This is a genomic window from Bacillus sp. FSL K6-2971, assembly GCF_038006405.1.
In the GTDB taxonomy this organism is placed as follows: Bacteria; Bacillota; Bacilli; order Bacillales; family Bacillaceae; genus Bacillus; species Bacillus pumilus.
Window position 1 is genome coordinate 3,447,054 of record NZ_JBBOVD010000001.1, and the last position, 25,188, is coordinate 3,472,241.

At 43.5% G+C, this 25,188-nt stretch carries 23 protein-coding genes and 1 tRNA gene; 3 read left to right on the top strand and 21 right to left on the bottom strand.

Going from position 1 to position 25,188, the window contains the following annotated elements; translation table 11 throughout:
* Window positions 1-54 precede the first annotated feature (54 nt).
* The 13 genes from MHI33_RS18470 to MHI33_RS18530 form a co-directional block, all read right to left on the bottom strand.
* Window positions 55-1,233 carry a DegT/DnrJ/EryC1/StrS family aminotransferase gene (locus tag MHI33_RS18470; protein ID WP_340913870.1) on the bottom strand — a complete coding sequence of 393 codons (1,179 nt, stop codon included), beginning with the start codon at window positions 1,231-1,233 and terminating at the stop codon, window positions 55-57.
* A complete protein-coding gene (locus MHI33_RS18475; RefSeq protein WP_340913034.1) occupies window positions 1,233-1,919 on the bottom strand; it encodes an acetyltransferase in 687 nt (228 codons plus the stop codon). Before MHI33_RS18475 ends, MHI33_RS18470 begins: the two co-directional genes overlap by 1 nt.
* Entirely contained in the window at window positions 1,882-2,475 is a 594-nt protein-coding gene (locus tag MHI33_RS18480) for a sugar transferase (RefSeq protein ID WP_012011319.1), read from the bottom strand. The genes MHI33_RS18475 and MHI33_RS18480 overlap by 38 nt, the downstream gene beginning before the upstream one ends.
* Window positions 2,476-2,495: 20 nt before the next feature.
* A complete protein-coding gene (locus MHI33_RS18485; RefSeq protein WP_065097991.1) occupies window positions 2,496-4,010 on the bottom strand; it encodes an MATE family efflux transporter in 1,515 nt (504 codons plus the stop codon).
* Window positions 4,011-4,038: 28 nt separating this feature from the next.
* Window positions 4,039-5,067, bottom strand: a complete 1,029-nt coding sequence (locus MHI33_RS18490; protein WP_340913039.1) for a polysaccharide pyruvyl transferase family protein — start codon at window positions 5,065-5,067, stop codon at window positions 4,039-4,041.
* Between the two features lie 5 nt (window positions 5,068-5,072).
* A complete protein-coding gene (locus MHI33_RS18495; RefSeq protein ID WP_340913042.1) occupies window positions 5,073-6,095 on the bottom strand; it encodes a glycosyltransferase family 2 protein in 1,023 nt (340 codons plus the stop codon).
* Window positions 6,096-6,122: 27 nt separating this feature from the next.
* Window positions 6,123-7,226, bottom strand: a complete 1,104-nt coding sequence (locus MHI33_RS18500) for an EpsG family protein (RefSeq protein WP_340913045.1) — start codon at window positions 7,224-7,226, stop codon at window positions 6,123-6,125.
* A 14-nt stretch (window positions 7,227-7,240) separates the two neighbouring features.
* A complete protein-coding gene (locus tag MHI33_RS18505) occupies window positions 7,241-8,371 on the bottom strand; it encodes a glycosyltransferase family 1 protein (protein ID WP_340913049.1) in 1,131 nt (376 codons plus the stop codon).
* Complete coding sequence (locus MHI33_RS18510; RefSeq protein WP_340913052.1) at window positions 8,364-9,203, bottom strand: glycosyltransferase family 2 protein; 840 nt, start codon at window positions 9,201-9,203, stop codon at window positions 8,364-8,366. The genes MHI33_RS18505 and MHI33_RS18510 overlap by 8 nt, the downstream gene beginning before the upstream one ends.
* Window positions 9,204-9,205: 2 nt before the next feature.
* The gene (locus MHI33_RS18515) at window positions 9,206-10,345 is read right to left on the bottom strand and encodes a glycosyltransferase family 4 protein (RefSeq protein WP_185107823.1); all 1,140 of its coding nucleotides are present in this window, start codon (window positions 10,343-10,345) and stop codon (window positions 9,206-9,208) included.
* On the bottom strand, window positions 10,311-12,185 hold the full coding sequence (locus MHI33_RS18520; protein WP_106067303.1) for a polysaccharide biosynthesis protein: 1,875 nt from the start codon (window positions 12,183-12,185) through the stop codon (window positions 10,311-10,313). The genes MHI33_RS18515 and MHI33_RS18520 overlap by 35 nt, the downstream gene beginning before the upstream one ends.
* Window positions 12,186-12,350: 165 nt before the next feature.
* Window positions 12,351-13,034, bottom strand: coding sequence for a CpsD/CapB family tyrosine-protein kinase (locus tag MHI33_RS18525; RefSeq protein WP_065097984.1), 684 nt, complete (start codon window positions 13,032-13,034; stop codon window positions 12,351-12,353).
* On the bottom strand, window positions 13,024-13,755 hold the full coding sequence (locus tag MHI33_RS18530) for a YveK family protein (RefSeq protein WP_065097983.1): 732 nt from the start codon (window positions 13,753-13,755) through the stop codon (window positions 13,024-13,026). Before MHI33_RS18530 ends, MHI33_RS18525 begins: the two co-directional genes overlap by 11 nt.
* Before the next feature lie 251 nt (window positions 13,756-14,006).
* Between MHI33_RS18530 and slrR the strand changes: the two genes are divergently transcribed.
* The gene (gene slrR / locus MHI33_RS18535) at window positions 14,007-14,477 is read left to right on the top strand and encodes an HTH-type transcriptional regulator SlrR (protein WP_106067304.1); all 471 of its coding nucleotides are present in this window, start codon (window positions 14,007-14,009) and stop codon (window positions 14,475-14,477) included.
* Window positions 14,478-14,565: 88 nt separating this feature from the next.
* On the opposite strand, the gene MHI33_RS18540 is transcribed toward slrR, so the two are convergent.
* The 4 genes from MHI33_RS18540 to MHI33_RS18555 form a co-directional block, all read right to left on the bottom strand.
* Window positions 14,566-14,790, bottom strand: a complete 225-nt coding sequence (locus MHI33_RS18540) for a phage holin (protein ID WP_012011330.1) — start codon at window positions 14,788-14,790, stop codon at window positions 14,566-14,568.
* 139 nt (window positions 14,791-14,929) lie between these two features.
* A complete protein-coding gene (locus tag MHI33_RS18545) occupies window positions 14,930-15,835 on the bottom strand; it encodes an iron-hydroxamate ABC transporter substrate-binding protein (RefSeq protein WP_340913871.1) in 906 nt (301 codons plus the stop codon).
* 17 nt (window positions 15,836-15,852) lie between these two features.
* Entirely contained in the window at window positions 15,853-16,854 is a 1,002-nt protein-coding gene (locus tag MHI33_RS18550) for a FecCD family ABC transporter permease (RefSeq protein WP_065097981.1), read from the bottom strand.
* Window positions 16,851-17,879 (bottom strand): FecCD family ABC transporter permease, encoded by a 1,029-nt coding sequence (locus MHI33_RS18555; RefSeq protein ID WP_181462028.1) that lies wholly within the window; start codon window positions 17,877-17,879, stop codon window positions 16,851-16,853. The genes MHI33_RS18550 and MHI33_RS18555 overlap by 4 nt, the downstream gene beginning before the upstream one ends.
* Window positions 17,880-18,188: 309 nt before the next feature.
* On the opposite strand from MHI33_RS18555, the gene MHI33_RS18560 reads away from it, so the two are divergent.
* On the top strand, window positions 18,189-19,598 hold the full coding sequence (locus MHI33_RS18560) for a polysaccharide deacetylase family protein (RefSeq protein ID WP_340913062.1): 1,410 nt from the start codon (window positions 18,189-18,191) through the stop codon (window positions 19,596-19,598).
* 15 nt (window positions 19,599-19,613) lie between these two features.
* On the opposite strand, the gene abc-f is transcribed toward MHI33_RS18560, so the two are convergent.
* From abc-f to MHI33_RS18580, 4 genes are all read right to left on the bottom strand, one after another.
* The gene (abc-f, locus tag MHI33_RS18565) at window positions 19,614-21,173 is read right to left on the bottom strand and encodes a ribosomal protection-like ABC-F family protein (protein ID WP_340913872.1); all 1,560 of its coding nucleotides are present in this window, start codon (window positions 21,171-21,173) and stop codon (window positions 19,614-19,616) included.
* Window positions 21,174-21,662: 489 nt separating this feature from the next.
* The gene (locus MHI33_RS18570) at window positions 21,663-22,832 is read right to left on the bottom strand and encodes a macrolide family glycosyltransferase (RefSeq protein ID WP_268506832.1); all 1,170 of its coding nucleotides are present in this window, start codon (window positions 22,830-22,832) and stop codon (window positions 21,663-21,665) included.
* 168 nt (window positions 22,833-23,000) lie between these two features.
* Window positions 23,001-23,891: an ABC transporter substrate-binding protein gene (locus tag MHI33_RS18575; RefSeq protein WP_268453913.1), complete on the bottom strand. Its 891-nt coding sequence runs from the start codon at window positions 23,889-23,891 to the stop codon at window positions 23,001-23,003.
* A 175-nt stretch (window positions 23,892-24,066) separates the two neighbouring features.
* Window positions 24,067-24,142, bottom strand: a tRNA-Arg gene (locus MHI33_RS18580).
* Window positions 24,143-24,574: 432 nt separating this feature from the next.
* Here MHI33_RS18580 and clpP point away from each other — a divergent pair.
* Complete coding sequence (gene clpP, locus MHI33_RS18585; RefSeq protein WP_003212962.1) at window positions 24,575-25,171, top strand: ATP-dependent Clp endopeptidase proteolytic subunit ClpP; 597 nt, start codon at window positions 24,575-24,577, stop codon at window positions 25,169-25,171.
* Window positions 25,172-25,188 lie beyond the last annotated feature (17 nt).

Sequence of the window (25,188 nt, forward strand, 5' to 3'; positions counted from 1 at the left end):
TAAACCTATTTATTCCACAAATTGATGAATTTGATAAAAAGAGAGGCAGGCTGCTTACGAGTGAGCAGCCTGTGAAGAGGTGAAGGTTTTTTCTCGCAGGGCATGACGAAGTGTGTCAATGATACGATCCTGTTCAGCGTCTGTCATACTTGTTCCAGAGGGGAGACAAAGCCCTGTTTCAAATAACAATTCAGATACGGGAGTGCCTTTCGCCGCTGAATAAAAGGGACAATCACGAAAGAGCGGCTGTTGGTGCAGCGGCTTCCATACACGCCTTGCTTCAATCTGTTCTTCTTCTAGTGCAGCAATGATGTCCACTGGAGAGGTTCTTTTATCGCGATCAATGGTCAATGTCGTCAGCCAGCGGTTGGACTTGGTGTCTTGATATTCAGGCATGAAATAAAGACCCTCTACTTTAGATAACGCATCCTGATACCGCTTGAAAATGCGGCGCTTTTGTTCAACACGCTCGTCCAATATTTCCATCTGAGCAATCCCGACGCCTGCTAGCAGGTTGCTCATGCGATAGTTGTATCCTATTTCTTGATGCTCATAATGCATCGCGCGCTCTCTTGCCTGTGAAGCGAGAAAGCGGCAGCGTTCGATCGCAGCTTCATCATTACTCACAAGCATTCCGCCGCCTGATGTTGTAATGATTTTATTGCCATTAAACGAATAAATGCCGAACCTGCCCATTGAGCCGCTTTTTTTTCCTTTATATAGAGCACCTAACGATTCAGCCGCATCCTCAATGACTGGCACATCATATGCTTCACACAACGCCAGGATCTCGTCCATTTTTGCGCTTTGTCCATATAAATGCACGACAATGACTGCACGGGGTCTTTTTCCAAGTCGTTTTGATTCCACAAAGGCTTTCTCTAAAGCAAGCGGGCACATATTCCATGTATCCCTTTCAGAATCAATAAAAACGGGCGTGGCTTGTTCATATAAAATCGGATTTGCAGTTGCCACAAATGTGAGGGTGGAACAAAAGACAATGTCCCCTTTTTCAACGCCAATAAGCTTTAATGCGAGGTGAATTGCTGCTGTTCCAGAAGATAAAGCCGCTCCTGCATTCACTCCTGCATAGCGCGCGACTGCCTGCTCAAATTCATTCACAAGAGGTCCAAGCGGTGCAATCCAATTACTCTTGAAAGCTTCCTCTATTTTCAAATACTCTTTTCCGCTGATATGCGGTGGTGATAAGTAAATCCGTTTTCTTTCTTGCATCATTTCCCACCCTCTCTCCGATCTTTGATTTCTATTGCAGGAACGCCTACAGCGACTTTCTGATCGTGTATATCTCTTGTTACTGCGGCTCCTGCGCCAATGATTGTCCAGCTTCCGATTGATGTCCCGGGTATCACAATAGCACCTGCCCCAATATGGGTTCCCATTCGTACAGACACACAACCAGTTAACACTGCTCCCGGTGACAGATGGACAAATGATTCGAGTATACAGTCATGCTCTACGATAGATCCTGTGTTGATAATCGCATGTTCACCGATTACTGCATCGGCTTGAACTACTGCCCTTGCCATTACGACAGCTCCTCTTCCAATGACCGCTGATGGACTTACGACCGCCTGTGGATGGATGAGTGTGGAAAATGCCGTGTTTTCAAAGGAGAGGCGTTCCTTTACTAACTGTCTGCTCTCATTTTGTCCGATCGCAATCAGCCATTTCATATGTGGCATTGTCTCTCTCAGCTGTTGACTCACGGAGATCGGTCCATACAAGATACTGCTTTGAGTCGTAGTCTCTTCAAATTGATCATCTAATACGGCACATAATGAGTAATCGGGATGGGCAGCAATCATTTCTTGAATGACTTTGCTATGCCCGCCAGCCCCAATTAAACCAATCGGTTGCTCTTTACATATCGGTTCCTTTGAATTTTTCAGCTGTGGCATGATGCGGCTGCTGCACCCCCTCTGTTTTGATGACTTTCAGCAAGGTCATCCATAAAATTTTCATATCAAGCCAAAACGATTGATGCTCGACGTACCAGAGGTCATAAGTGAATTTCTCCTCCCAGGAGATCGTGTTCCTTCCATTCACCTGTGCCCATCCAGTAATGCCAGGCTTGACAAGATGGCGCCTTGCTTGCTCCTCTGTATACATCGGTAGATATTCCATCAGAAGCGGCCTTGGTCCAACGAGACTGAGCTCTCCTTTTAGGACATTGACTAGCTGCGGCAATTCATCAAGACTGAGCTTGCGAATCAAGGCGCCGGTTTTTGTTAATCGAAGATGATCTGGCAGGAGCACCCCGTGCTCGTCACGTTCATCGGTCATCGTCCGAAATTTATATAGCATAAATGGCCGGCCATACAGACCAGGCCGCTTCTGCCGAAACAACACAGGCGTCCCAATTTTCCACCGAATCAGTCCATAAAGCAGAAGAAAAAGAAGACTGCCTGCGATGAGCAGCGTCAATGCCACCATCACATCTAACATTCTTTTCATCATGAAATCTCCTTTTCTCACTAGCGGGAAACAGCTTGTTTTACCTTATGCACCAGCTGTTGCCGCTCTCGTTTTGTTCCTGCAAATTGATACAAGTAGCCCATATAAAGAAAGAAACATAGACCGCCAATACAAAACAGCTCCCACCAGGACGTCACGTCATAAATCGCTTGAATTCCTGCACAGACGCCCCAAATCATGAGCGCTCCTGCAAGTGGAACCATCGTATGTTTGTAAAAGATGGTGCGTTTCTGATTCGTGATGCGGGCCGTATAAAATGGCAGAAACACAATATTTTTGATCAATAAAACAATCGCTCCCGCTGATGCAATGCCGTATAAACCAAGCTGAAGCGTATGAGTCAATCCATAGGCAAAAAGTACATTGGATACACCTAATATGAGCGTGACCACCGCTGGAACCTTCAATCGATTAAAAGCGGTCGGCACATATGTCAGCGGTAAAAACATCAAGGTCAAGCATAAATAAGCAGCATGAATCATAAGAAGCCATTTCAGCTCTTCAAAGGCAGGTCCAAGCCATAAAAGCATGAGCGGACCGGCAAGTCCTCCTAGCAGAGCGGCCGGAAACGCGACAAATAATCCGCTCCACTTAATGGCACTGGCTGCATATTGAATGAGACCTTCTTCATCTTGATTCGAGTAAAATTTCGTAATCGTTGGGGCAAATACAACCGCCAATGTCCCTGCGAGTGTGCGTAATAATAATGGAAATTGTAATATCGCCGCATACTGTCCCGTCGCTTCCGCTCCAATGAGCAGATTCGTCATCAATAAATCAATCTGTAAAAATAGCAAAATCCCCATTTGCTCAAAAGAATGCCAGACCCCTGATCGAACAAGTGTGAGACTAGAAGATAGTGAAACGTGCCGCCACTTAAACGAAAACCAAGGGATGAGTTTTTTAAAATAATAGATACCAATTCCCATAGCCCCCAAGCTTCCTATCACAGCCGCAAGTGGAATATGCCAGATGGCGGGTGCCATCCATGTAAACAGCAGCACAATCATCAGTGCCCTCAAAAACATTTGAATGGTCTGACCAATACTTGATACATATAACTTATTCGCATAAAACGGCGCAGCCCCAATGCCGGACATGACAAAATTGAGCATAAATAAAAGACCTCCTAATATAAAGGCGGTCTGTGTGTCCTTGGCGAGATCATCAGGCACATGAAGCCACTCTACCAGCTGGCGGGACATGAACAGACAAAACAAAAAAAGGCTAATCGATAAAAAAATGGAACTGACGAAATAAGATGAGAGATAGCGCTGCGCCTTCTCCATTTCTCCTTTATGAGCCGCCACAGAAAAAAAGCGCACCACCACAGCACTTAATGACGCCGTAATAACCGATAAATAGTTGATCATATTTTGCGTCAGATGGATTAAGCCGAATGCTTCGACTCCAAGTGTATGAACGATATACGGTGTTAAACAAACAGACATAAGCATCATCAAGACAAACGTCATGATGTTTGCACTGGCATTGTAAAGAAACGCTCGATTCATTTTGATTTCACGCAGCGTGTAAAAGCCTTCATCCAGCTTCCTCTCCCTTTTGTCTGCTCGTTTTCATCAGCTGATGAATCGCCTCTTTCACAGACGCCTCATTCGGTTCTTTTAATAGCGTCAAAAACGGAAGATGAGCCACCCATTCATACCCTTCCATCACCTTATGATCAAACGACCTGAGGACAACACACGGTGTTTGCGTAATCGCACAAAAAATCATGCCGTGAAGCCGGTCTGTCACGACGACCTGCGCCTTACTTAACTCTTTCCATAAAGCAGATAATTCATCTAAGCGAGTCGTTCGATCCACTCGTTTGCCAATTGTCGTTGTGATCAAACCGACTTGATCATATGTCTCTTGAATATGCTGCTTTAGCTGCCGCCGCTCCTTTTCAGTGAGATACGCTTCCTTATCCTCTCGCAAACAAAGTAAAACCCCTTCACGTTTTTGTTCCTTGTTTGATTCATCTAATGTCAGCACCATATCAGGCTGTTTCCACACATCTTGATCAGGGAAGTGCTGCTTCATCCAAGTGTAGGTTGTTTGATCTCTTGCCATGAGAAGCAGCCTTGGATGATGTTTGTATGTTTGAATGGCGCGGCGTTCCTCTCTTTTTCCTCTCTTTGTTTCTGTAAAATGGGCAGTGGCCGGCAATTGAATCACCGGATAGGACTTGAAGGTTTTCATGATAAATTGTCTCGTCCATTCTTCATAACGGTATAAGTCCCCCATATTGCCCCCACCGATGATACAGACGATATCTTCTGGGTGCCGCATACGCTTTAACGGACGGGCGAGGCGATAGATCTCCTTCATGTCCACTTCCATGATGTCGTAGGCGGGAAAGTACTCTTTTAAAAAACAATAACTCGCATAGGCAATCGCATGATCCCCTAAATTATCATGTCCTGGCAGCAGCGTGAGAATGATTTTCTTCTGATGACTCCGCTCTGGCAGGCTTTGGCGGCTCAGTCGATATTCAAGCGGATATTTAACCTTTAAGAGCAGCCACTCTGCGGCGTGCGCCTTCAATTGCTGCAATGTCAATCTCATCACCCCTATTTCCTTGTTTGATATTCGATCCATTTTTGATAGCTAGAAGCGGCGGCAGACAGCGGATAAACCAGCCGGCACTTCGCAAGGAATAAAATCATTCGCTTTCGAGCGGTGAGCTTCGATGGTTCCACTTGTTTGACAGCATGCTGAAAAGCCTCGTGTGTCACCATTTCCCGCATGTGATCAAGCTTTTCCCGAAGAGAGAGTGCATTTTGGCTCTTCCATTCGTTGAGCATACAATGAAGGGTATGATTGACAATAAAAAAATCAAGTGCCTTTTCATACAGAGAGATGTCATCATATTCTGTCAAAAACAAGCGCTGCGCATGATAAAAGGTTAGTCCATGATGAAAATACTGCTTCTGATATCGCTGCACAATAGAAGACAGATGAACCCGGTAGTAATAAAGAGGTTCATGAACAAAGGCAATGCCGCGTGATAAAGAAAAACAGCGCAGCGTCACATATTGATCTTCTATGTTCTCAAGTTCCCCCCGCAGCGGAAATCGAATGTGATGTTCTTCGATAAAGGCACGTCGATACAGCTTATTCCATGAGAACCCCGTAATGTCTCCATGCAATAACGCTTCAATTAAACTCGTTTTTTCGGCCGACCGCTCGGCTAAAAACGTCGTTGGTATGGTTCGCTTTGACTGTTCAAATTGAATCCAGTACTCACTGACAACTAGATCTGCGCCGGTCATTTCAGCTTTTTCATACAAGGCTTCGCAGTAATGAGGCGCTAGAATATCATCTGAATCAACAAAGGCAATATACGTGCCCTTTGCTTCTTCGATGCCCCGGTTCCTCACAGCGCCTAACCCTTGATTGGTTTGATGAATGACCCGAAACCGCTGATCTTGCGAAGCAAATGCTTCAAGATATTCTCCGCTATGATCTGTAGATCCATCATTTACGAGAATGACCTCTATATTTGAAAAACTTTGATCTGCAATTGATTGAAGGCATTGCTCCACATACTGACTCGTATTGTAGACTGCGACCAATAGACTGATAGCTGGCATTACAACATGCCCCACCTTTCTCAAAATCTACTTTGTAAATATCGTCCTGTACGGTAACACAGATGAATCGAACGGCATCAGCATGATGCTGTACAGAATATAACAAACAGCAATCCCTACATAGATAAAGACATTAGACCGCTGATCAAAAATGCGTGTGAAATACGGCAGTAAAATAAGCTGATACAAGCCAAAATAAATGTGAAATCTTGCATAAATGACATCCTTTGTGGCAAGGATCCCAAACAAGAAACCGAGCAAACAAAAATTCACAACGTAATCACTCTCAGGCGTCAGCTCACGAAGCCGTTTTCGATAAAGAAAAGCAAGCAAAAGCGGCAAAATCAATACACCGATTTTTGTCACATTCATTCCATTTGTATTCGTTGTAAGCCATTCCTCGTAATGCCCATACGAACTGCCTTGCAGCATCACGACAAACACGGAAACAAATCGGTCATAAAGAGCGGTTAACCCTAAGAAAATCATGCATAAGACCAGCATCATCCATGACCACGATTTTGTTCTCACGATAAAATACACAGGAATCATGATAAGAGCCGATGAATGAAACAATGAACATACGAGGACAAGCGGAAAATACAATTTCCACTGACCATTGATCACAAGACGGATGGCGTAAAAAAGAACCGCCGCCACCATATACTGACGCATGCCATTAAACGAAGCGTAATAATGAAAGGTGCCGAGAAAAAGCAGCATACTCAGCTCAAAGGGACGGCCATATTGAATGAGCGTCTTGATGATAAAAAAATAAGTGATCGCCCCAACCGAGATATACATGATTTGCGAATCATGGGACAGTTGATTGAGCATCCATAAAATAAATGTAAATCCTGGGTCAGTGGCCGCCTTGTCCACACCAAATCCGAAGATGTGCCAAGGCTTTTCATAATTGACGGAGAACTCATACATCTGTCCATATGTGACAAAATCGGTTCCTACTTTGTACCGAATACCAGCGACAATACAAAGAAACAAAAACGGAAATAACACGAGAATCTTGTTAGGCCGCCATCCGCTTTGAATGGTATCATCACGCCTGCCGTAAAATGCGGCAAAGCTCGACCATAAATAGACCATGATCATGTTCACCAAATATACCGCCATCTGCCATTCCTTCCTTACAGTCCATATCCACTCATCACACGTGTGATGTTCTGTTTGACATCAAACCCTCTTTGTTCAAGCTGGGACGTAATGGTTTCTTGAAGAGGAGGCTCTGCATGATACGCTTCAAGCACCGCCTTCATCCATTCATGCGCGGAATCCCGTAGCGACATTCTTTTCACAAGACCGCAGCCTAAATCTACTTCCTCTGTAATATGATCTGAAATCACACAAGGCAATCCAGATGCCTGTGCTTCCACTAAAACAAGCGGAAGGCCTTCAAACAAGGAAGGCATGACAAAAACATCAAATGCTTTCATATATTCTGGAACGTCCGATACGACGCCTGTAAAGACAATGTTGTCTAACAAACCGGCCTTCTCCGCATATGATTCAACCACCTGCCTCAGCGGTCCATCCCCTACAAGGACGAGCTGAAATGAGACCCCCTGCTTCTTTAAGGTCTGTGCCAGTTCCATAAAAAAAACGTGATTTTTTTGTTCATGAAAACGGCCAATATGACCTATCACCATACTCTTTTCCTGAAGACCCAGCTGCTTTTTGATCTTCACCTTTTCTTCTGGATCAGGCTGAAAGAAAAGGGATAAATCAATCCCATTCGGCAGCACCTCAACCTGTCCATTCTTCATTTTTTTCTGCCCAAATAAAAAGGAGCCGGCATCCTCACCGCATGCAACAAGCTTTGTAGAAAATGCAAAAATCAGCCGGCGAAACCCTTTGAGCATCATATGGTCTACCCAATTTGGCGACTGTTTCCAAGCTGTATTATGCGAATGACAAATCCGCACCTTCACACCCGCCAATTTCGCAGCAAGGGCAGAGAAGCCTGTTTGAAAATCTGTATGAGCATGCACTGCTTGATACGGTCCTGTTCGTTTGATCGTCTTTGTCAAAGTTCTAACAAATGCCAAAGGAGAGGAAGCCCCAATACTCGGGACATAAAAGATACGTCCTCCGAGCCTCTGAATTTCCTCATCATAATCACAGACCTCCTTCCGGTGGGTAATGAAGTCAAATTGGAGGACATTTCTATCGAGTGCACGATAGATGTTCATGATCATCGTTTCAGCTCCGCCGCGGTTCATCCCGCCCACAATATGAAGTACACGCTTTGGCTCACTCATCCCGAATCGGCCTCCTTTTCAACAAAGACGCCTCCAGCTTCCGCTGGTGATAAAATTTCATGATCTTCGGTGATAAACAGGCACGGACCACCGGCTTTAGCGCAAACAAATAATGAACCGGCGGCAATTTTAATAACCAGCATGCTTTTAAAACGAGCCAAGCATTATCTATCGAATATTGAAACTTACGACGCTGAAAAGCCGCTTCATCCTCTCTCACAAGGTATAACGGCTCTTGTAAATTAAAGCCTTTTCTCCCCGCAGCAAAAAAACGGATCCACAGATCAATATCTTCCATCCGTCTCGTTGTTTTCACAGAGCGATATCCATTTAAAGCCTTGTACGCAGCCACCCTCATCATAATGGTTCCATGACAAAAAGGCGTCCCTCTTGCCAGCACTTTTCGATCAGGCTCTGAAATCAGTGTACGTACACCTTTTGTACCCGATTCATCAAACACGGTCATCGCCGTCCCGACCACATCATATTCAGGATGTGATTCAAGGAAATGCACCTGTTTTTCTAAACGATCAGGTACTGATATATCGTCGCCATCCTGCCTTGCAATCAAGTCTCCCCTCGCTTCAGCTAGACAGCGATTCAGACTGGCAGCGAGTCTTTGATTATGCTCATTGCGGATAAGGCGAATTCTTTCAGGTTCTCGTTTTATATAGGACAGCACTTTTTCATAGGTGCCGTCTGTTGATGCGTCATCACATATGATGAGCTCCCAGTTGTCATATGTTTGATGAAGAATGGATTCAATACTTTCTTCTACTGTGTCTTGGCAATTGTAGACGCCCATGATGATAGACACCTTTGGCTTATGCATGCTCACATCACCTTCTCTGCTTGATCCATGTAAGTTGTATAAATTTCTTCCATAGCACTCACCGTCTGCTCCTGTGCAAATGCATGGGCTAAGGAGCGCCCCGCTTTTCCCATGAGGGGCAGCTGATCTCTTTTGTGATAAAGCTGGTGCAAATATTCAGCCAAATCATTCACATCATGCGGTTTGACTAAAAAACCATTCACGCCATGTCTGATCAGCTCACAGTGCCCTCTATTCTCTGTTGCAATGACCGGCTTTTCCGCAGACATCGCTTCAAGCAGATTCATGCCGAGCCCTTCTCTTAAACTAGTCGACACACATACATCACTCAAATGCATCCATTCCTCAATTTGTTTGTAAAAACCAGCAAAGTGGACATGCTTTTCAAGATGGAGTTCGTGAACCAGCTTTTCATACATCGGCCTCCTTGCCCCTTCCCCGGCAAACACGATCTTCACATTTGGTATTTTCCTATATAGCTGGGCACATGCTTTGATGAGCATTCCTTGGTTTTTATTCGCATTTAATTCGCCAGCACACAGCACAATAAAATCTTCTGAAGAAAAGCCATGGACTGTACGAAGACGCTGCTTCTCTTTTTCATTAACTGGTGCAAATCGTTTCATATCCACACCCATACCAGGAACATAATAAACAGATGTCCGCTCTTTTGATAGATGATCTGCTCTTTTAAAATCCTCTCCATTAATGGTGATCAGAGCGTCTGTATGGCGGGCGAGCCACCGCTCAATCGGATAATAGAGCAGCCAGTTTTGAAGCGGCGCTCCTTGCCAAAAGTGAAAGCCATGTGCTGTGTAAAGAACCTTCGTCCCTTTTTTGCGCGCGCTTTTGGCTGCAAGTCTGCCAATCACACTTCCCATTGGTGTGTGGCAATGGATGAAGTCGTAGTGCTCTTTCGCTAACAGCTTCTTCAGCTCCACATACGCAAACCGGTTGTGCACATGAAAAGGAGATCGCTGAATCGGAATCGAGTGCGCTTGATCCACATAGGGAAGCTCCAGCTGACCATTTGCCGCTGTATGCACTTCCCATCCTTGTTCCTGAAACCACCGGAAATACGGAAGGTGAAATGCCTTAAAATGATAATCAACCGTTGCGCAAAACAAGACTTTTTTCTTCATCAGCAAGCGCTTCCCCCTCTCTTTTCATCTGTTCAGACAACAAATCATCCGATTCGATGGCAACAAACAATGCTTCTCTCATTTGCTCTTCACTCATCATGTCAAATTCATGGATAAAGCGGTTCAGCACATATGGGTCCCCGTCCAGCGCATGGCCGATATGAATTTTCGGGAAAATTTGTTCCTGTGCTTTTTCATGCTGGTTGAGTAGTTCCTCATACATTTTCTCCCCAGGACGAATGCCTGTGAACGTAATCGGAATCTGGTCTGTGGTGTAACCTGAGAGGTGAATGAGGTTTTCTGCGAGGTCAACAATTTTCACTGGCTCCCCCATATCTAATACGAAAATCTGTCTTCCTTCCGCCAAGGCACCCGCCTGAATAACAAGTCTTGATGCTTCTGGAATGGTCATAAAATATCTTGTCATGGCTGGGTGTGTGACCGTGACCGGACCGCCTTGTTCGATCTGTTTCTTAAAAATTGGGATGACGCTTCCCCTGCTTCCGAGTACATTTCCAAACCGAACCGCGACAAATTTTGTGTCACTGCTTGCCCCCATTTGCATGATCAGCATTTCAGCAAATCGCTTTGTGGCGCCCATCACATTGGCAGGATTGACCGCTTTGTCAGAGGAAATGAGGACGAATGTTTCAATGCCATGCTCATGTGCAGCTTCTGCGACATTTTTTGTCCCGATAATATTGTTTTTCACTGCTTCTTTTGGACTGATCTCCATGAGCGGGACGTGCTTATGTGCCGCAGCATGATAAATCATATCCGGCTGAAACTGACCAACGATTTCACTCATTTTCTGTTTATCTTGGATATCCGCAATTTGCGGATAGAGACTGATGGTATCCCCATACATTTCTTTCAGCTCTAGTAAAATAGAATGAATGCTAAATTCTCCATGTCCCACAAGCACTATCGCTTGAGGAGCAAACACACAAATTTGACGACAGATTTCTGATCCAATCGATCCGCCTGCCCCTGTGACCATGATGGTTTTCCCCTTTAAATGGACAGATAGACGGCTTGAATCTAATTGAATTGGTTCTCTACCTAATAAATCCTCTGGCTGTACATCTCGTAATTGATTCAGCGCATGGGTTCCTTTTAAAATCTGCTCCATCTCCGGCATGATCTGCGTTTTAACCCCAGTCGCTACGCATTCTTTATAAAGCCCTTTTAAGGTATGGCTGCTTTTGGACGGAATGGCGATGATGATCTTTTGAATATCCATCATCACAACAGCTGTTTGAATCTGTTCTTTTCCCCCTAGAACAGGCAGTCCCATGATTTCAAGCTTATGCTTCGTCTTGTTATCATCTATGAAGGCGACTGGTTCAATATGTACATCACTCGATTGCTGTAGCTGACGAACGATGATCGTCCCAGCTGATCCGGCGCCAATGATTAATGCCCGCTCCTTTTCTACCTGCAGCCGCTTTGCCCCATCATGAAATAGCCGGGACGCCATTCGAGATGAGCCGATGAATAATACGTGAAAAAGCCATACGATGAATAAAAAACGGAAGGGCCATGTCTGCACGAAGAGGTACAGCATTGCCATTGAAAATAAAAAAGAACATACAAAGGTCTTCATTAAAGAAAATAGCTCTCTTACCCCTGTATAAGCCCATACTTGCTTGTACACGTGAAAAATATACGAAAACAAATGGTGCCCAATGAGTAGACTGAGCGAAGAAATGACGAGCATTTCAAATGTATAAACAGTTAACGCCGCTTCTTGGACAAATTGAAAACCAAAAAAGACAGCCACTAAGATGAGATATGAATCTAGTGCCACGATGATTGATAATCTTTGGGCGTAAGTCAACGCTCCTCCCCCTTTTTAAAGCATCACTATTCTTACGTAAAATGGGCATCAAACCCGTCCTCACATCCCACTATTGATGACGAGCATCTAAGGCATTGGTCATGCCCACAGCAGGATCGAGTGCCTCCATTGTTAAAGATTAGGAGACATCACCTATCAATCTTGTTAATACATATACAGCCTTCCCTTTTTCTCTTTCTTGCCATTTAGCATAGCCCCAAGCAGTTTACCTGTTGTCCCGTCTAACACTTCTTTTGATTTCTTCACCGCAGCTATCTTGGTTTTGCCGCTTAAGACAACAAGAATGCTTCCATCTGTCCGGTTCGCCAGGATCTTTGCATCGGCTACTGGCAGAAGCGGCGCAGAATCAACAATCACCATGTCATATTGCTGTTCAATTTCATAAAAAAGTTGCTTCATGACAGGTGAGGAGAGCAACTCAGCTGGATTCGGCGGAATGGTTCCACTCGGAAGCAGCTCTAAATGTTCAATAGGTGTGGGTAAAATAGCTTCCTCCAAGCTGCAATTATTTAATAGCACATTGGTCAAGCCCGTGTGATGACTCAGGTCAAAATATTCATGAACAACCGGATTTCGCAAATCAGCATCCATTAGCAGCACCCGCTTTTTCTGCTGTGCAAAAACAGCTGCTAGATTTGCAGCCGTAAATGATTTCCCTTCCTTCGGCAAGGAGGATGTCACCAATATGGATTTCAGCCTTGTTTGGATTGATGTGAATTCGATGTTCGTTCGGATCGTACGAAATTGTTCTGCTATGACAGAGTGAGGATCTAATACAGAAATACAGGATAAATCTCTCTTTTCTCTTTTCTTTCTTTTAAAGATCAATGTTCTGTCCTCCCGTTATGACGGACTGCTTGTCTTTTTTTGCCCTCCTGTCTGTCTGCATCCGATAGACGCTGCCGAGCGACGGCAATCCGATCTCTTCTCTTATTTGATGTGTTCGTTTTACAGTATCATCGAGTAGGTTCATTAAGAAAATGAGTGTTACCCCCCCTAATAAAGAGGCGCCTAGTGCCAGTACGATATGAACGAATTTTCTTGAATTCATAAGAATCGTATTGGACAGCTTGGCTTCAGACAAAACATTAATGCGATCCATATTCATGGTTTTTTTGATTTCTTCTTGCAACACCTCTGTTGCAGTATTCGCAATGGCAACTGCCTTTGCGCGATCCTCATCTTGTACAGAAATATTGATGACCTCAGACTCATTTTCTGTACTTGTGGCAATTTTGTGTTTTAATCCTTCAGCTGATTCTGTAAGGTTGAGTGTTTCTTTTACTTTTTCAATGACGATCGGACTTTTTAATAAAACTTGAAAGGTACGTGTATATTGAAGGTTCATCTGAATATCGTTTAAGTTCGCTTGTGCGTCATTGCTGCGTTTATGAACAAGAATTTGAGTGGTTGCCTGATATACAGGAGTCGAGACATAGAACTGATAGTAGGCTGAAATGCCCGTTACGATCAGGACAATCAGGATCAGAAGGGCCATTTTCTCTTTAATGACAGAAAACAGCTGCTTAAAACCTATAATCTCATTCATAGATACCTCCCGATTTCATCATAAAAAGGTTATATATGGTTTCTTTTTGTTAATGATTGGATTATAAAAGATAATACCCGCAAAGAAAAATGTCATAATAGGTCTTATAGTTCTTTTTAAAGAACGAAATCGTTCGTTTTCTTTTGTTTACTTCCTAATTCTTACGTTTTTGAATTTTATAAAGAACAATTTATTTCTTATAATGAACGAAAAGGTCGCAGTACGATTCGCCAGGGAGAAGGGATGATCGAATGATAGGAAAGGTGATACGCATTTACCGAAAGAGGAAAGGATACTCCATTCAGCAGTTGGCTGAAGATGCCCATGTTTCTAAATCGTATTTGAGTAAGATTGAGCGTGGTGTCCACAGAAATCCATCTGTCCAGTTTTTAAAAAAGGTATCCTCTTCGCTAGAGATTGATTTACAAGAGCTATTTGATGCAGAGACGTTGATGTTTCATGACTCTGAGAGTGGTGAACACGAATGGCGGGAGCATATCGTCAATGCCGTCCAATCCGGCATGCCAAAAGAAGAACTCTATCAGCTGCTCCAAACGTACCGAAAGAAGCAGGAAGAAAAGACGTTACATGTCACTCATAGAAAGTTGACGGATTCGAATATAACAGAGTGGAAGCGTCTGATGAGTGAGGCGAAAGCTATCGGCTTAAGCATTGAGGAAGTAAAAGCATTCCTCGCCAACATGGGAGAACGACGGGCGTAAGCCTTTCAGGAAGAGTCAAATTGCGGGGAGAAGCGTTTGACGCTTCGCTGAAAAAGAGCCTTTTATCATGAAAAGGCTCTTTTTCCTCTTATTCTGCTTTTTTTGTTCGTGCTTTTTTCGTTATATCATTGTTTTTCCAATAAGCCCAGAGAGATGTAATTCCAAGAAAGGCTAACGTGATGAATTGCTGAATACCTTCTTCATCAATAGGAATTGGGCTTTTTCCCGCAGCGGTTAGCGCACTGTTGACAAGTGCGAGCAAAAGCAGCACAAGCCTTGCGATTGTACCTGCACTAATTTTTTGAACTTCCAACTGTAACCCCTCCCTTTCTTCCGCTTCACGGCCGGTAAGGCTCGTTCTCTCTCATATGTATGCAAAAACCGAAAGAATAGAAGACCGGATCAAAAAAAGAGACATCATGCCTATATAAGGAATGATGCCTGATTTCATCTTATTTTGATGTAGAAAACATCTCTTTCGCTTCATCCAAAGCCATTTTATTGCCTAGTGCTGAGTAATCGAGCCATGGCTGATCGGCAATCGGATAGACTTGATTGTTCTTCACAGCTTTTAGACCCTTCCAAATCGGCGTCTTTTCTAATTGCTTGAATGCCTGCTGCGCTTTATCATCACGGTTCACGACGACAAAGATAGCATCTGCATCATAGTCAGGAAGAACCTCTTGAGAAATCACTTCAAATGGCCGTTTGCTGTCCAGTTTCTTCACCCCATCGACAGGTGTGAGGCCTAAATCCTTGTACAAAATTGGACCCATTGGGCGCTTCATGCTAAATACTCGAAGCTCCTTTGCCGTCACACGGATCGCCATTACTTTTCCGTTTCCAATCTTTTGTTTGATGAGCGATTTGACTTCTTTTGCTTCTTGATTGTAATCCTGAATATATTGATCGGCTTCTTTCTCTTTATTGACGAGCTTGCCGATTTTTTTCAAATGATCACGCCAAGTGCCGTTATTTAAATCAAACACTTCCGTTTTGGCGATTTTCTTATATTTCGATAAATCTTGTCCAGCTAGTTCTTCATCAACGTAAATAACATCTGGTTGTAATGCAAGCAGCGACTCCATATCAGGATCGACTGCGATGCCCAGCTTCTTCGTACCACTCAGCTGCTTCTTCGCATGTGGAAGGAAATCTTTTAAATCCCCTCCTACAACAGAGCCTGCTGGCTTGATACCGAGTGCTAATAAGTCATTCGTTAAATGAATAGACAAGGAAGCAATTTTCGGTGTTCCATGATCATTTTGAGTTGTTGTATTCTTTGTTTCCTGTTGACCACAAGCAGCAAGCAAGATAAAACAGAGCGTTAAACCAAGCACAAGTAATTTTTTCATGATGAGTTCCTCTTTCTTGTTTATTTCGTTTTTGCTAATAAATAGAGAAAATAAGGAGCGCCGATAAAAGCCACAACGACACCCGCTGGTATGGCATTTGGGGCAAAGATGGAACGTCCAATTGTATCGGCACTGACCAAAATCAACAAGCCAATCAGCGCACTAACTGGTAAAAAATATTGATGGAGTGAGCCGACAAGCCGCCTTGCCAAATGCGGAGCGACAAGTCCAATAAAACCAATACCGCCTGTCATCGAAACACTTGCACTCGCCAAACCAACAGCTAAGGTCAGCAAAAGGAGACGCTGACGCTGAACACGTACACCTACACTTGAGGCGACAGCATCTCCTAATGTCAACGCATTGAGCGTGCTTGACTGCATCAGCGTAAGCGGTACAAGGCATACAATCCAAGGCAGAAGCGCTAACACATGAATCCAGTCTCTCCCCCAGACATTGCCGACAAGCCATCTTGAAGCAAATGTGTATGTATCTTCATCTAGCTTCAATGACAAAAATAACGTCAAAGCACTGAATCCCGCGGCAACTGCAATTCCTACTAGGATCAGCCGGATGGGAACGAGCCCTTCCTGCCGGTCATACGCCAGAAGCACGATGACCGCTGCCGCAAGAAGCCCTCCGCCAAATGTAAAGAGCGGAATAAGAAGAGAGGGATTGCCTTCTAGTGCGTGGAAATACGTCACAAATACGATTAAGCCAAATGCAGCGCCTGCATTCAGTCCAATAATCCCTGGATCGGCCAGCGGGTTACGAGATAGACTTTGCAAAATGCCTCCCGCAATACCAAGACCAATTCCAGCTAGCATCGTTACCACGATTCGAGGCAGACGATAGTCAAACAGCACCGTTTCACTTTGAAAATCTCCAAAGCCGAATAACGTTTTGACGACTACAAGAGGATTTAGTTTCAGCGTACCGGTATTTAAGCTATACAGCACAACGGCCACACTTAAACAAAACAAAACGACTGTCACAACAAGAGCCCGCTGTTTCTCTCTCATGACAGGTTCCTCCCTTCTTTTCTGGCAATATACAAGAAGAAAGGAACACCGACAAGTGCCACCATCACGCCAATGGCAAGCTCTCGCGGCGGATTAACGGTGCGGCTGGCAAGGTCAGCAAAGACAAGCAGTACCGCGCCTAATATCGCTGACATCGGAATGACGAAACGATAGTTTACACCAACCAGCTTTCGTGCGATATGTGGGATGACAAGACCGACAAACCCAATGGAGCCGACTGCTGATACAGAAACCCCTGCTAATAATACAGCAGCTACCATTCCTAGTATTCGCACTTGTCGCGTTTTCACCCCTAAATTTGCCGCTACATCTTCACCAAGCGACAGTAGCGACAGTGACCGTCCTAATAGCATCGCCCATACGATCACTACGAGAATGACCGGGGCAAGAATTGTCAGCTGCGGCCATTTCACACCTGCCACTCCGCCTGCATACCAAAACGCAAGGTCCTGACTTAAGTCAAAATAAATCGCGATTCCAGAGCTAAGTGCATGAAGCAATGCAGCCACAACGGCTCCTGCTACTGTTAAGCGCAGTGGTGTCAAAACGCCACCAGCCGCACCAATCGCAAAGATCAGCAGCGTACTGAGCACTGCACCAATAAAGGAAAACAACATAAGTGCCGAATAAGGGATTCCTGGGAAAAAAGCAAAACAAAGAGCGACCACGAACATCGCACCGCCATTGATGCCTAAAATCCCCGCATCGGCCAGCGGGTTTCTTGTAATCCCCTGCATGAGCGCACCCGCTACGGCAAATGCCGCTCCAACAAGAGCTGCTCCTAAAACACGAGGAAGTCTTAATTCATGGATGATCTGCTGCTCTGTGACATCTGACTGATAGTCAAATACAGCTGTCCAAACCGTTTGCAGAGACAATGTTTTGGCACCATATGACACAGCCAAAAACATGGCAGCCGCCAAACTAAGGACGGCGAGAAAAAATATCAAAAAGAACAGAATATATGATGATCGTTTTTGTTGAGGTGTTCGCTTATCCTGCAAAATCGGTGTCATCCTTTTCTTCATTAAAAGTCTGTTTGAAAATGAGAATCATAATCATCAAAATTATATCTGCCTGCCTCTCAAAAATCAATGTACACCTTATTTTTTAATTAATGAAGGTATGCAGATGACAGTCTTTGCTCGTTTGAAATGATCTATCATTTTTTCTCATAGTTTAATAGGAAAATAGTTGACATTCCGCCTGAATATCCTCTAAAATGACAAAAGTAAGTCAAATGTTATAAAAATATTACAAACAGATGTCAAACTGATAAAGAATGACCCGTCTTGAGAGGAGATTTGAACGTTGTGTCATTAAAGGGAAAATGGAGTATCGGCCTATTTGCACTTGCGATCGTCATTGGAGTCGTTGCTTTCTTTCAGAATCAACAAGCAAGTGGTACCGAGAAGAAAAATGTAAAGCAGGATACGAACTATAAAAACGTCGAAATCGTCACTCTCGTAAATGACGGGAAATTTATGAGATATGCAGTCAACTATCCTCTTTTTCATCAAAAAGAGCTAGATGACAAGATTCAAAGCTACGCCAATTCAGCTTTAGAGCATTTCAAAAAGACGTTTAGTGAAGCCAAGGACGTCGATGAAAACAAACGCTTTGAACTGAATATTGATTATGATATGGTGCATTATGCGAAGCAGTCGGCTGCTATTCGCTTTACGACTTATACCTATACAGGTCAGCAAAATGGGATCACCAATCATCTCACGATCAACTATGATTTTCAGAAAAAAACCTTTCTTGACACAAAAGATTTATTTCTACCTAAAACCAACTTTTTGAAGAAATTATCCTACATTACATATTCGGAGCTTCAAAAGGACAAAACCTTATCTAAGGATCAGACGCTCCTTCAGAAAGGAACAGCCCCTACTGCTCAAAACTTCAGTCAATTTGCCTTGAAAGAGAAATATGTAGAATTTTATTTCCCAGCATCTCAAGTAGCCGGCGAAGATCTTGGTCCCCAAACACTTGCGATTAAAAAGACGCTGCTGAAAGATATAATGAAGCCAGAATATATGAATAAAACCAAAAATCAAAATGAAATGAAAGAACCAAATCCGAAAAGAAAAGCCGTCAAGCTGCCGCAAAAATCAAAGCTTGATCCAAATAAAAAAGCCATCGCCCTCACATTTGATGATGGTCCGAATCCAGCGACCACCTCAAAGATTTTAGAAGCACTGAAGGAAAATAAAGGACATGCGACCTTTTTCGTATTAGGCAGCAGGGTGCAGTATTATCCTAATATGCTTGCCGATATTCTAAAAGGCGGAAATGAAATCGGAAACCATTCTTACAATCATCCTTTATTAACAAGACTGCCTTTAAAGGAGGCGGTGAAACAAGTGAAGGACACTCAGAAGCTGATTGAGAAAGCGAGCGGGTATACACCTACGCACTTTAGACCGCCATATGGTGGGACAAATCAAGACATCAATCAAGCAGTTGGGATGAAGGTCTCTTTATGGGATGTTGATCCTGAGGATTGGAAAATTCGCAACAGCCAGCAGATCACAAACCACGTTCTTTCACATGCAGCAGATGGGAGAACGGTGTTGATGCACGATATTTATGACAGCTCAGCTCAAGCAGCAGTGAAGATCATTCATGAACTCACCAAACAAGGCTATCAGCTCGTCACAGTCAGTGAACTTGATCAATTAAAAAAAGAACGACTTGAACAAGCCCCTGTGCAATAAACACAGGGGTTTTCTTTATGACTCCAAAGATTTCTTTTGTTTCAATAATACTTGAAATGTCTCCTCCAGCTCCTGAGATGGCTCAATACTTAACCGGCTGAGCACTTCAGACAGCTGTAAATCAATTAACAGAAGCTCCTCTTCTCTTTGGGTAACAGCTGGTTTGTCGCCTTTTTGTTTATACGCTTCATATGTGCCATCAAATGCTTCAATACGCTTTTCATGAACATGGAAAATGCGAGTCGCCACCTTCTCAATCAGTCTACGATCATGGGAAACGAACACAACAGTACCCGGGTAATCCTTCAATAGACCTTCAAGCGCTTCAACTGCCGCCAGATCTAGAAAGTTCGTCGGTTCATCCAGCATGAGAACATTGGCATCGCTGACAAGCAGGGACGCCAGCATAGTCTTCACCCGTTCTCCCCCGCTTAACACCCCAACAGGTTTATGAACGTCATCTCCTCGAAATCCAAGTCTCGCTAAAACCGTTCGTACCACTGTCTCATCTTGAACTGCCTCTTTCAGCGCATTTTGTAAAATCGATTCATCTACCTTTAATCCTGAAAGATCTTGACGAAAATAGCCGATCTTGACAGCTTCTGAGCGAGAAACTCCGAGATGTCCATTTACCAACATTCGGAGAAATGTCGTTTTCCCGCTCCCATTATTGCCAATGATGGCGACCTTGTCCCCGCCTCTCACTTCCACATTCGCCTGTTTCCAAAGCAATTGATCGCCCGCCTTGCCATCTACATTTTTCACTCGCAAAATGGTACGGCTCGCTACTTCCTTCATTGTATGCTGCGTCATTTGAATGGGCTGAATGTCTTTTACTTTCTCAATCTTTTCTAATTTCTCCATCCTTGTTTCAATCGATTTGGCTGTTTTTTGCAGCTTTTTTTGTTTATTTGCATAGTAGGGCTTTGCAATTTTTGGCCCTGAGGATTTCAGCTTTTGGGATGGCTTTGTAGCTTTGTCGGCTTTTTTCTTTTTCTTTTCTAGCGCATGCTCTAACTGTTTTTTCTTTTGGGTATAAGCTTCGTACGCTTCCACCTGCTGACGATGCGCCAGCTCTTTTTGATGTGCAAATTGCGTGTAGTTGCCTTTGTATTGATTGAGCCGTCCATGATCCAGCTCCCAAATCTCCGTACATACCGCATCTAAAAAAGCACGATCATGTGAAACGACAATGAGGGCTCCTTGATAATTGTGAAGCTTCTCTTCCAGCCACTCAATGTGCTCTGTATCTAAATGAGTCGTTGGTTCATCTGCTAATAAAAGGGCAGAAGGACGGTTTAACGCGCTTTCAATATAAGCCTGGGTCATCTCACCACCACTCTGTATGCCATCCGCTTGTTTTAGCTGAGGAAGCAGTGTGCAGGTCGTTGTGGCAGCAAACGTGCCACTGTCTGGTGTCTCTTGTCCCGCGAGCACATGCAATAACGTCGTTTTCCCGCTGCCATTTGCCCCGACAAGTCCAATGCGGTCACTTTGATGGATGGTAAGTTCCTCAATATCAAATAACAATCGATCTTTTCGAAACACCTTTAACTGATTGGCTTTTACTAACATCCAACCCACTCCTTTCGTATCAGGAGACATGAAAAAGCCTCCCATTCTCAGAATAGGAGGCAAAATGGTGTACAAAAATAAGCGGATCAATCTCGGATGACGTGCCGTTCCTATTTGAACACACACATCCCCGTATCAATCTCCTCATTCTTTGATTCCCAAGCTGTACCATCCTATTCCGAAGCTAAAAAATGAAAACGCAGCAAACATGGCAAACCAATCGTTTGCTCACTGCCTTCGTTTTTTCATTTTGCTTACAGGTCATAGGATTAGTACTTCATTGCATTGGGTCACCCTTCCGTCGTTTGTTACGTTTACAATAAAAGATTGGTTATTTTTTGTCAAGCTGAAATGGCACAGGTGAGTCCATTCATTTCAGCGTAATAGAAAACCTTTGAAGTCTTGGAAGGACTGGTACCAAAGCAGAGCAATTCCACTTTCATGCACGTCAGACACCAAATACGAGGGTTTGCCTACACGCTGACAGACTCATGATTGAGTCTGTTTCGTCTGCATCCATTGATCAATCGTCCGCAATGCTTTATCTGTTCCGCCTGCTGTTTGGAAGCTTTCTTCAATTTTTTCGATTCCAGCACGGTATGTGTTACTTCCCAGAACAGATTCCACGGTTTCTCTTAGCTGCTTTGCTGTCAGTTGGTCTTTATCAAGTGCACGGGCAGCAGATAGCTCGGTCAGTCTTTGTGCGACCATCGGCTGATCTTTGTCGACCGGAATGACAACCATCGGAACGTGATAATGAATGCCTTCATTGACACTGTTCATTCCGCCATGCGTCACAAACACATCTGTCAGCTCAAGTACTTCAAGCTGTGGCACATAAGGCTCGATCAGAAAATGAGAAGGTGCTTCTTTCAAGAGAGACCGATCCACTTTTTCACCTGTTGCGAGCACCACTTTTCCATCAAAGTCGGCAAATGCATCAATACACATATTAAAAAATGCTTCTGTATCCCCAAGAACGGTGCCCATCGAAATAAAGACGACTTTTTCTTGCTCAAGTGCTTCCAGCGGGAAATCATGCTGATCTGCCCTTTTTAGAAAGCTCGGTCCAATGAAAACAAATGAGTCGTTCACTGCATCGACAGACGGCTGAAAATATTCACTTGTATACACGATATTCAGTTCTCCGCGATTTTTCATGAATTGCATCAAACGCGTTGGCTGAACGCCAAAACGCTCTTGTATGCTTTCTAACAGATGATCGGCTTTCTCATCCTTTCTGTATAGCGGTGTATCAAAATGCGCCTCTTGCAGCACAAAAGATGGGTTTGAACCGATTCCTCGAATTTGTAAATAATCTCGAACAAGCTCCCCTGCCCCAAACATATCAAAATAGACAAAATCAAATGAATGCTGCTGAGAAAGTGTTTCTACCACCTCTAAAATATCAAATGATGTTTGCAACATGGCATGAAAGAATGGCTGCATGGAATCGAGATTTCCTTCATCCACGTGTAATGTCCGAATATAGTCTGGATGTTTATGTACGTGAGCGCCTAAGCGTTTGATTCGTTCCTCATAATGTACAGTTGTGACCGCATGCACTTCATCTCCTCGATCCGCCCATGCTTTGATGATCCCTAACATAGGATTCACATGCCCTTCAGCGGGAAATGTAATCAATAAAATCTTTGCCACAAGAAATCCCTCCTCATTGTCAATTCTCTTCCATGTTAATCATATACAGCCAGCGGGCTCAACAAATACGCCTGTAAAGGGAAGAAATGAGTCTTATGACCAGTATTTTAAGAGATGACTAGAAGAAAAAAGACAAAGCCCCAAGTTAAGTGCTTTGTCCTTTTTCTATTATTTTTTGAGCAGCATTTGTTTAAACGCAGCAGACTGTTTTTCAATTGAGATCGGATCTGCATAGATAAATTCATTGATTGAATAATAAAGAACATGTCCCTGCTTCACCGCTCGATTCTTTTTCCATACACCGCTGCCCGTGATATCTAGGTTTGGCGCTTTTCCATCCTTTGTGGGGACAAGTAAATAGTCACCTGTATACTGGTTCATCTCTTCTAACGAAATGCCAAGATAGCCTTCCTTTGGAAGTGCCTTTTCTGCTTTTGCAGGCAGGCTGAATCCATAGCCTTGATAGATAACTTCCCCGCCGCGGCCAAAATCAGTACCAAATAAGTATACTTGCTTTGGCTGGACATCCATAATGGAGAACGTCTTGTCATCACCTATTTTTGCTTTGACTTCTTCTCCGTCTTTCTTTAACTGCTCATCCATTTCTTTTATTTGTTTTTTTGCTAACGCTTCTTTTCCAAGAATCTTTCCGATTTCAATATGCATCTCTTTGAAGCTGTGTTCACTTGTCGTGAATGTGATCGTTTTGGCAATCTTTTTATATTTTTCAACCTGTGCATTTTGAGAATAAGCAATAATCAAATCAGGCTTCAGCTTTGCAATCGCCTCCACATTTTCGATAGGCACCCGCTTCACACCTGTTTCATCTAAAAAGGATGATTTAGGATAAACATCCGTCATCCCAACTGGTGTCACACCAAGCTTTTGGAAACTTCCAAGCTGCGCCGTTAAAACAACAACTCGCTTTGGCTTGGCAGGAATGGTGATCTTTTCACCCGTTTCAGTTGTATATGTACGTGTACTTGCTGCTTGCTCTTTATTCTCTTTCTGCCCGCATGCCACTAACAATAATGCCATCAAACTGATCAACCATATCATTTTTTTCACTTGCGAAACCACCTTTAATTGAGAATAATTATTAATTATAGCATAATTAGACAACCATTAAATGAACAGTTTTAAAAGTGAATGATACATATAGTAAAACGAAAAAACCCTCTCCAAAGGAGAGGGTTTAAATTGGACCTTTATCAATCGTGAACAAGGCCAAGTACGCGCTCGGAGGGATTCGAACCCCCGGCAGACGTGGTACCGGAAACCACCGCTCTATCCAACTGAGCTACGAGCGCACGATATGTTTTTGAACGTCAGCATATCAAATTATAAGGGAAATGCTGCAAGAAAGCAATGATATTCTGATGACTTCAAAGAAGAAGCCTGCACCGAAAAGATGCAGACATGTCGACTTATGCGCTTTTAACAGATGCAATAATTTTTCGTTCCATATTTTCATTTACTTCATCCACTGTTTTGACAAGACAAATGATCCCATCAATAAATGGCCAAATGAACAATGTCAACCATCCTAGGAGAAGCATGGTCACTGCATAGCCAAAGTTTTACCATATTTTTTTAAACCTTTTCCATGGTTTAAGAAAAATAATTTTTGGGAAAAATAACATGTGGCTGTCGAATTTTTTGATTGCGTTTTGTTTGACCTTTATTGACCAAAAATGTATCATTGAATTACATACTTACCTAAAAGGTGAAGGAGGAACATTATGAATTTAATACCTACAGTCATTGAGCAAACAAATCGTGGGGAAAGAGCTTACGACATTTATTCTCGTCTTTTAAAAGACCGTATTATCATGCTTGGTTCTGCGATCGATGACAATGTTGCCAACTCCATCGTGTCACAGCTGCTTTTCTTAGAAGCTGAAGATCCAGAAAAAGATATTTCTATCTACATTAACAGCCCTGGCGGTTCAATCACAGCTGGTATGGCCATTTACGATACGATGCAATTTATTAAACCAAAGGTATCAACCATTTGTATTGGTATGGCTGCATCTATGGGTGCGTTCCTGCTTGCTGCTGGTGAAAAAGGTAAGCGTTATGCTCTTCCAAACAGTGAAGTCATGATTCACCAACCACTAGGTGGTGCCCAAGGTCAAGCAACAGAAATTGAAATTGCGGCAAAACGAATCCTTTCTTTACGCGATAAACTGAACCAAGTACTTGCTGAACGTACTGGTCAGCCAATCGAAGTGATTGAGCGCGATACAGATCGTGACAACTTCAAAACAGCGGAAGAAGCACTTCAATACGGACTCATTGACAAAGTCTTGACCCGTAATGCAGAAGAACAAAAATAATATGACAAAACAAACCG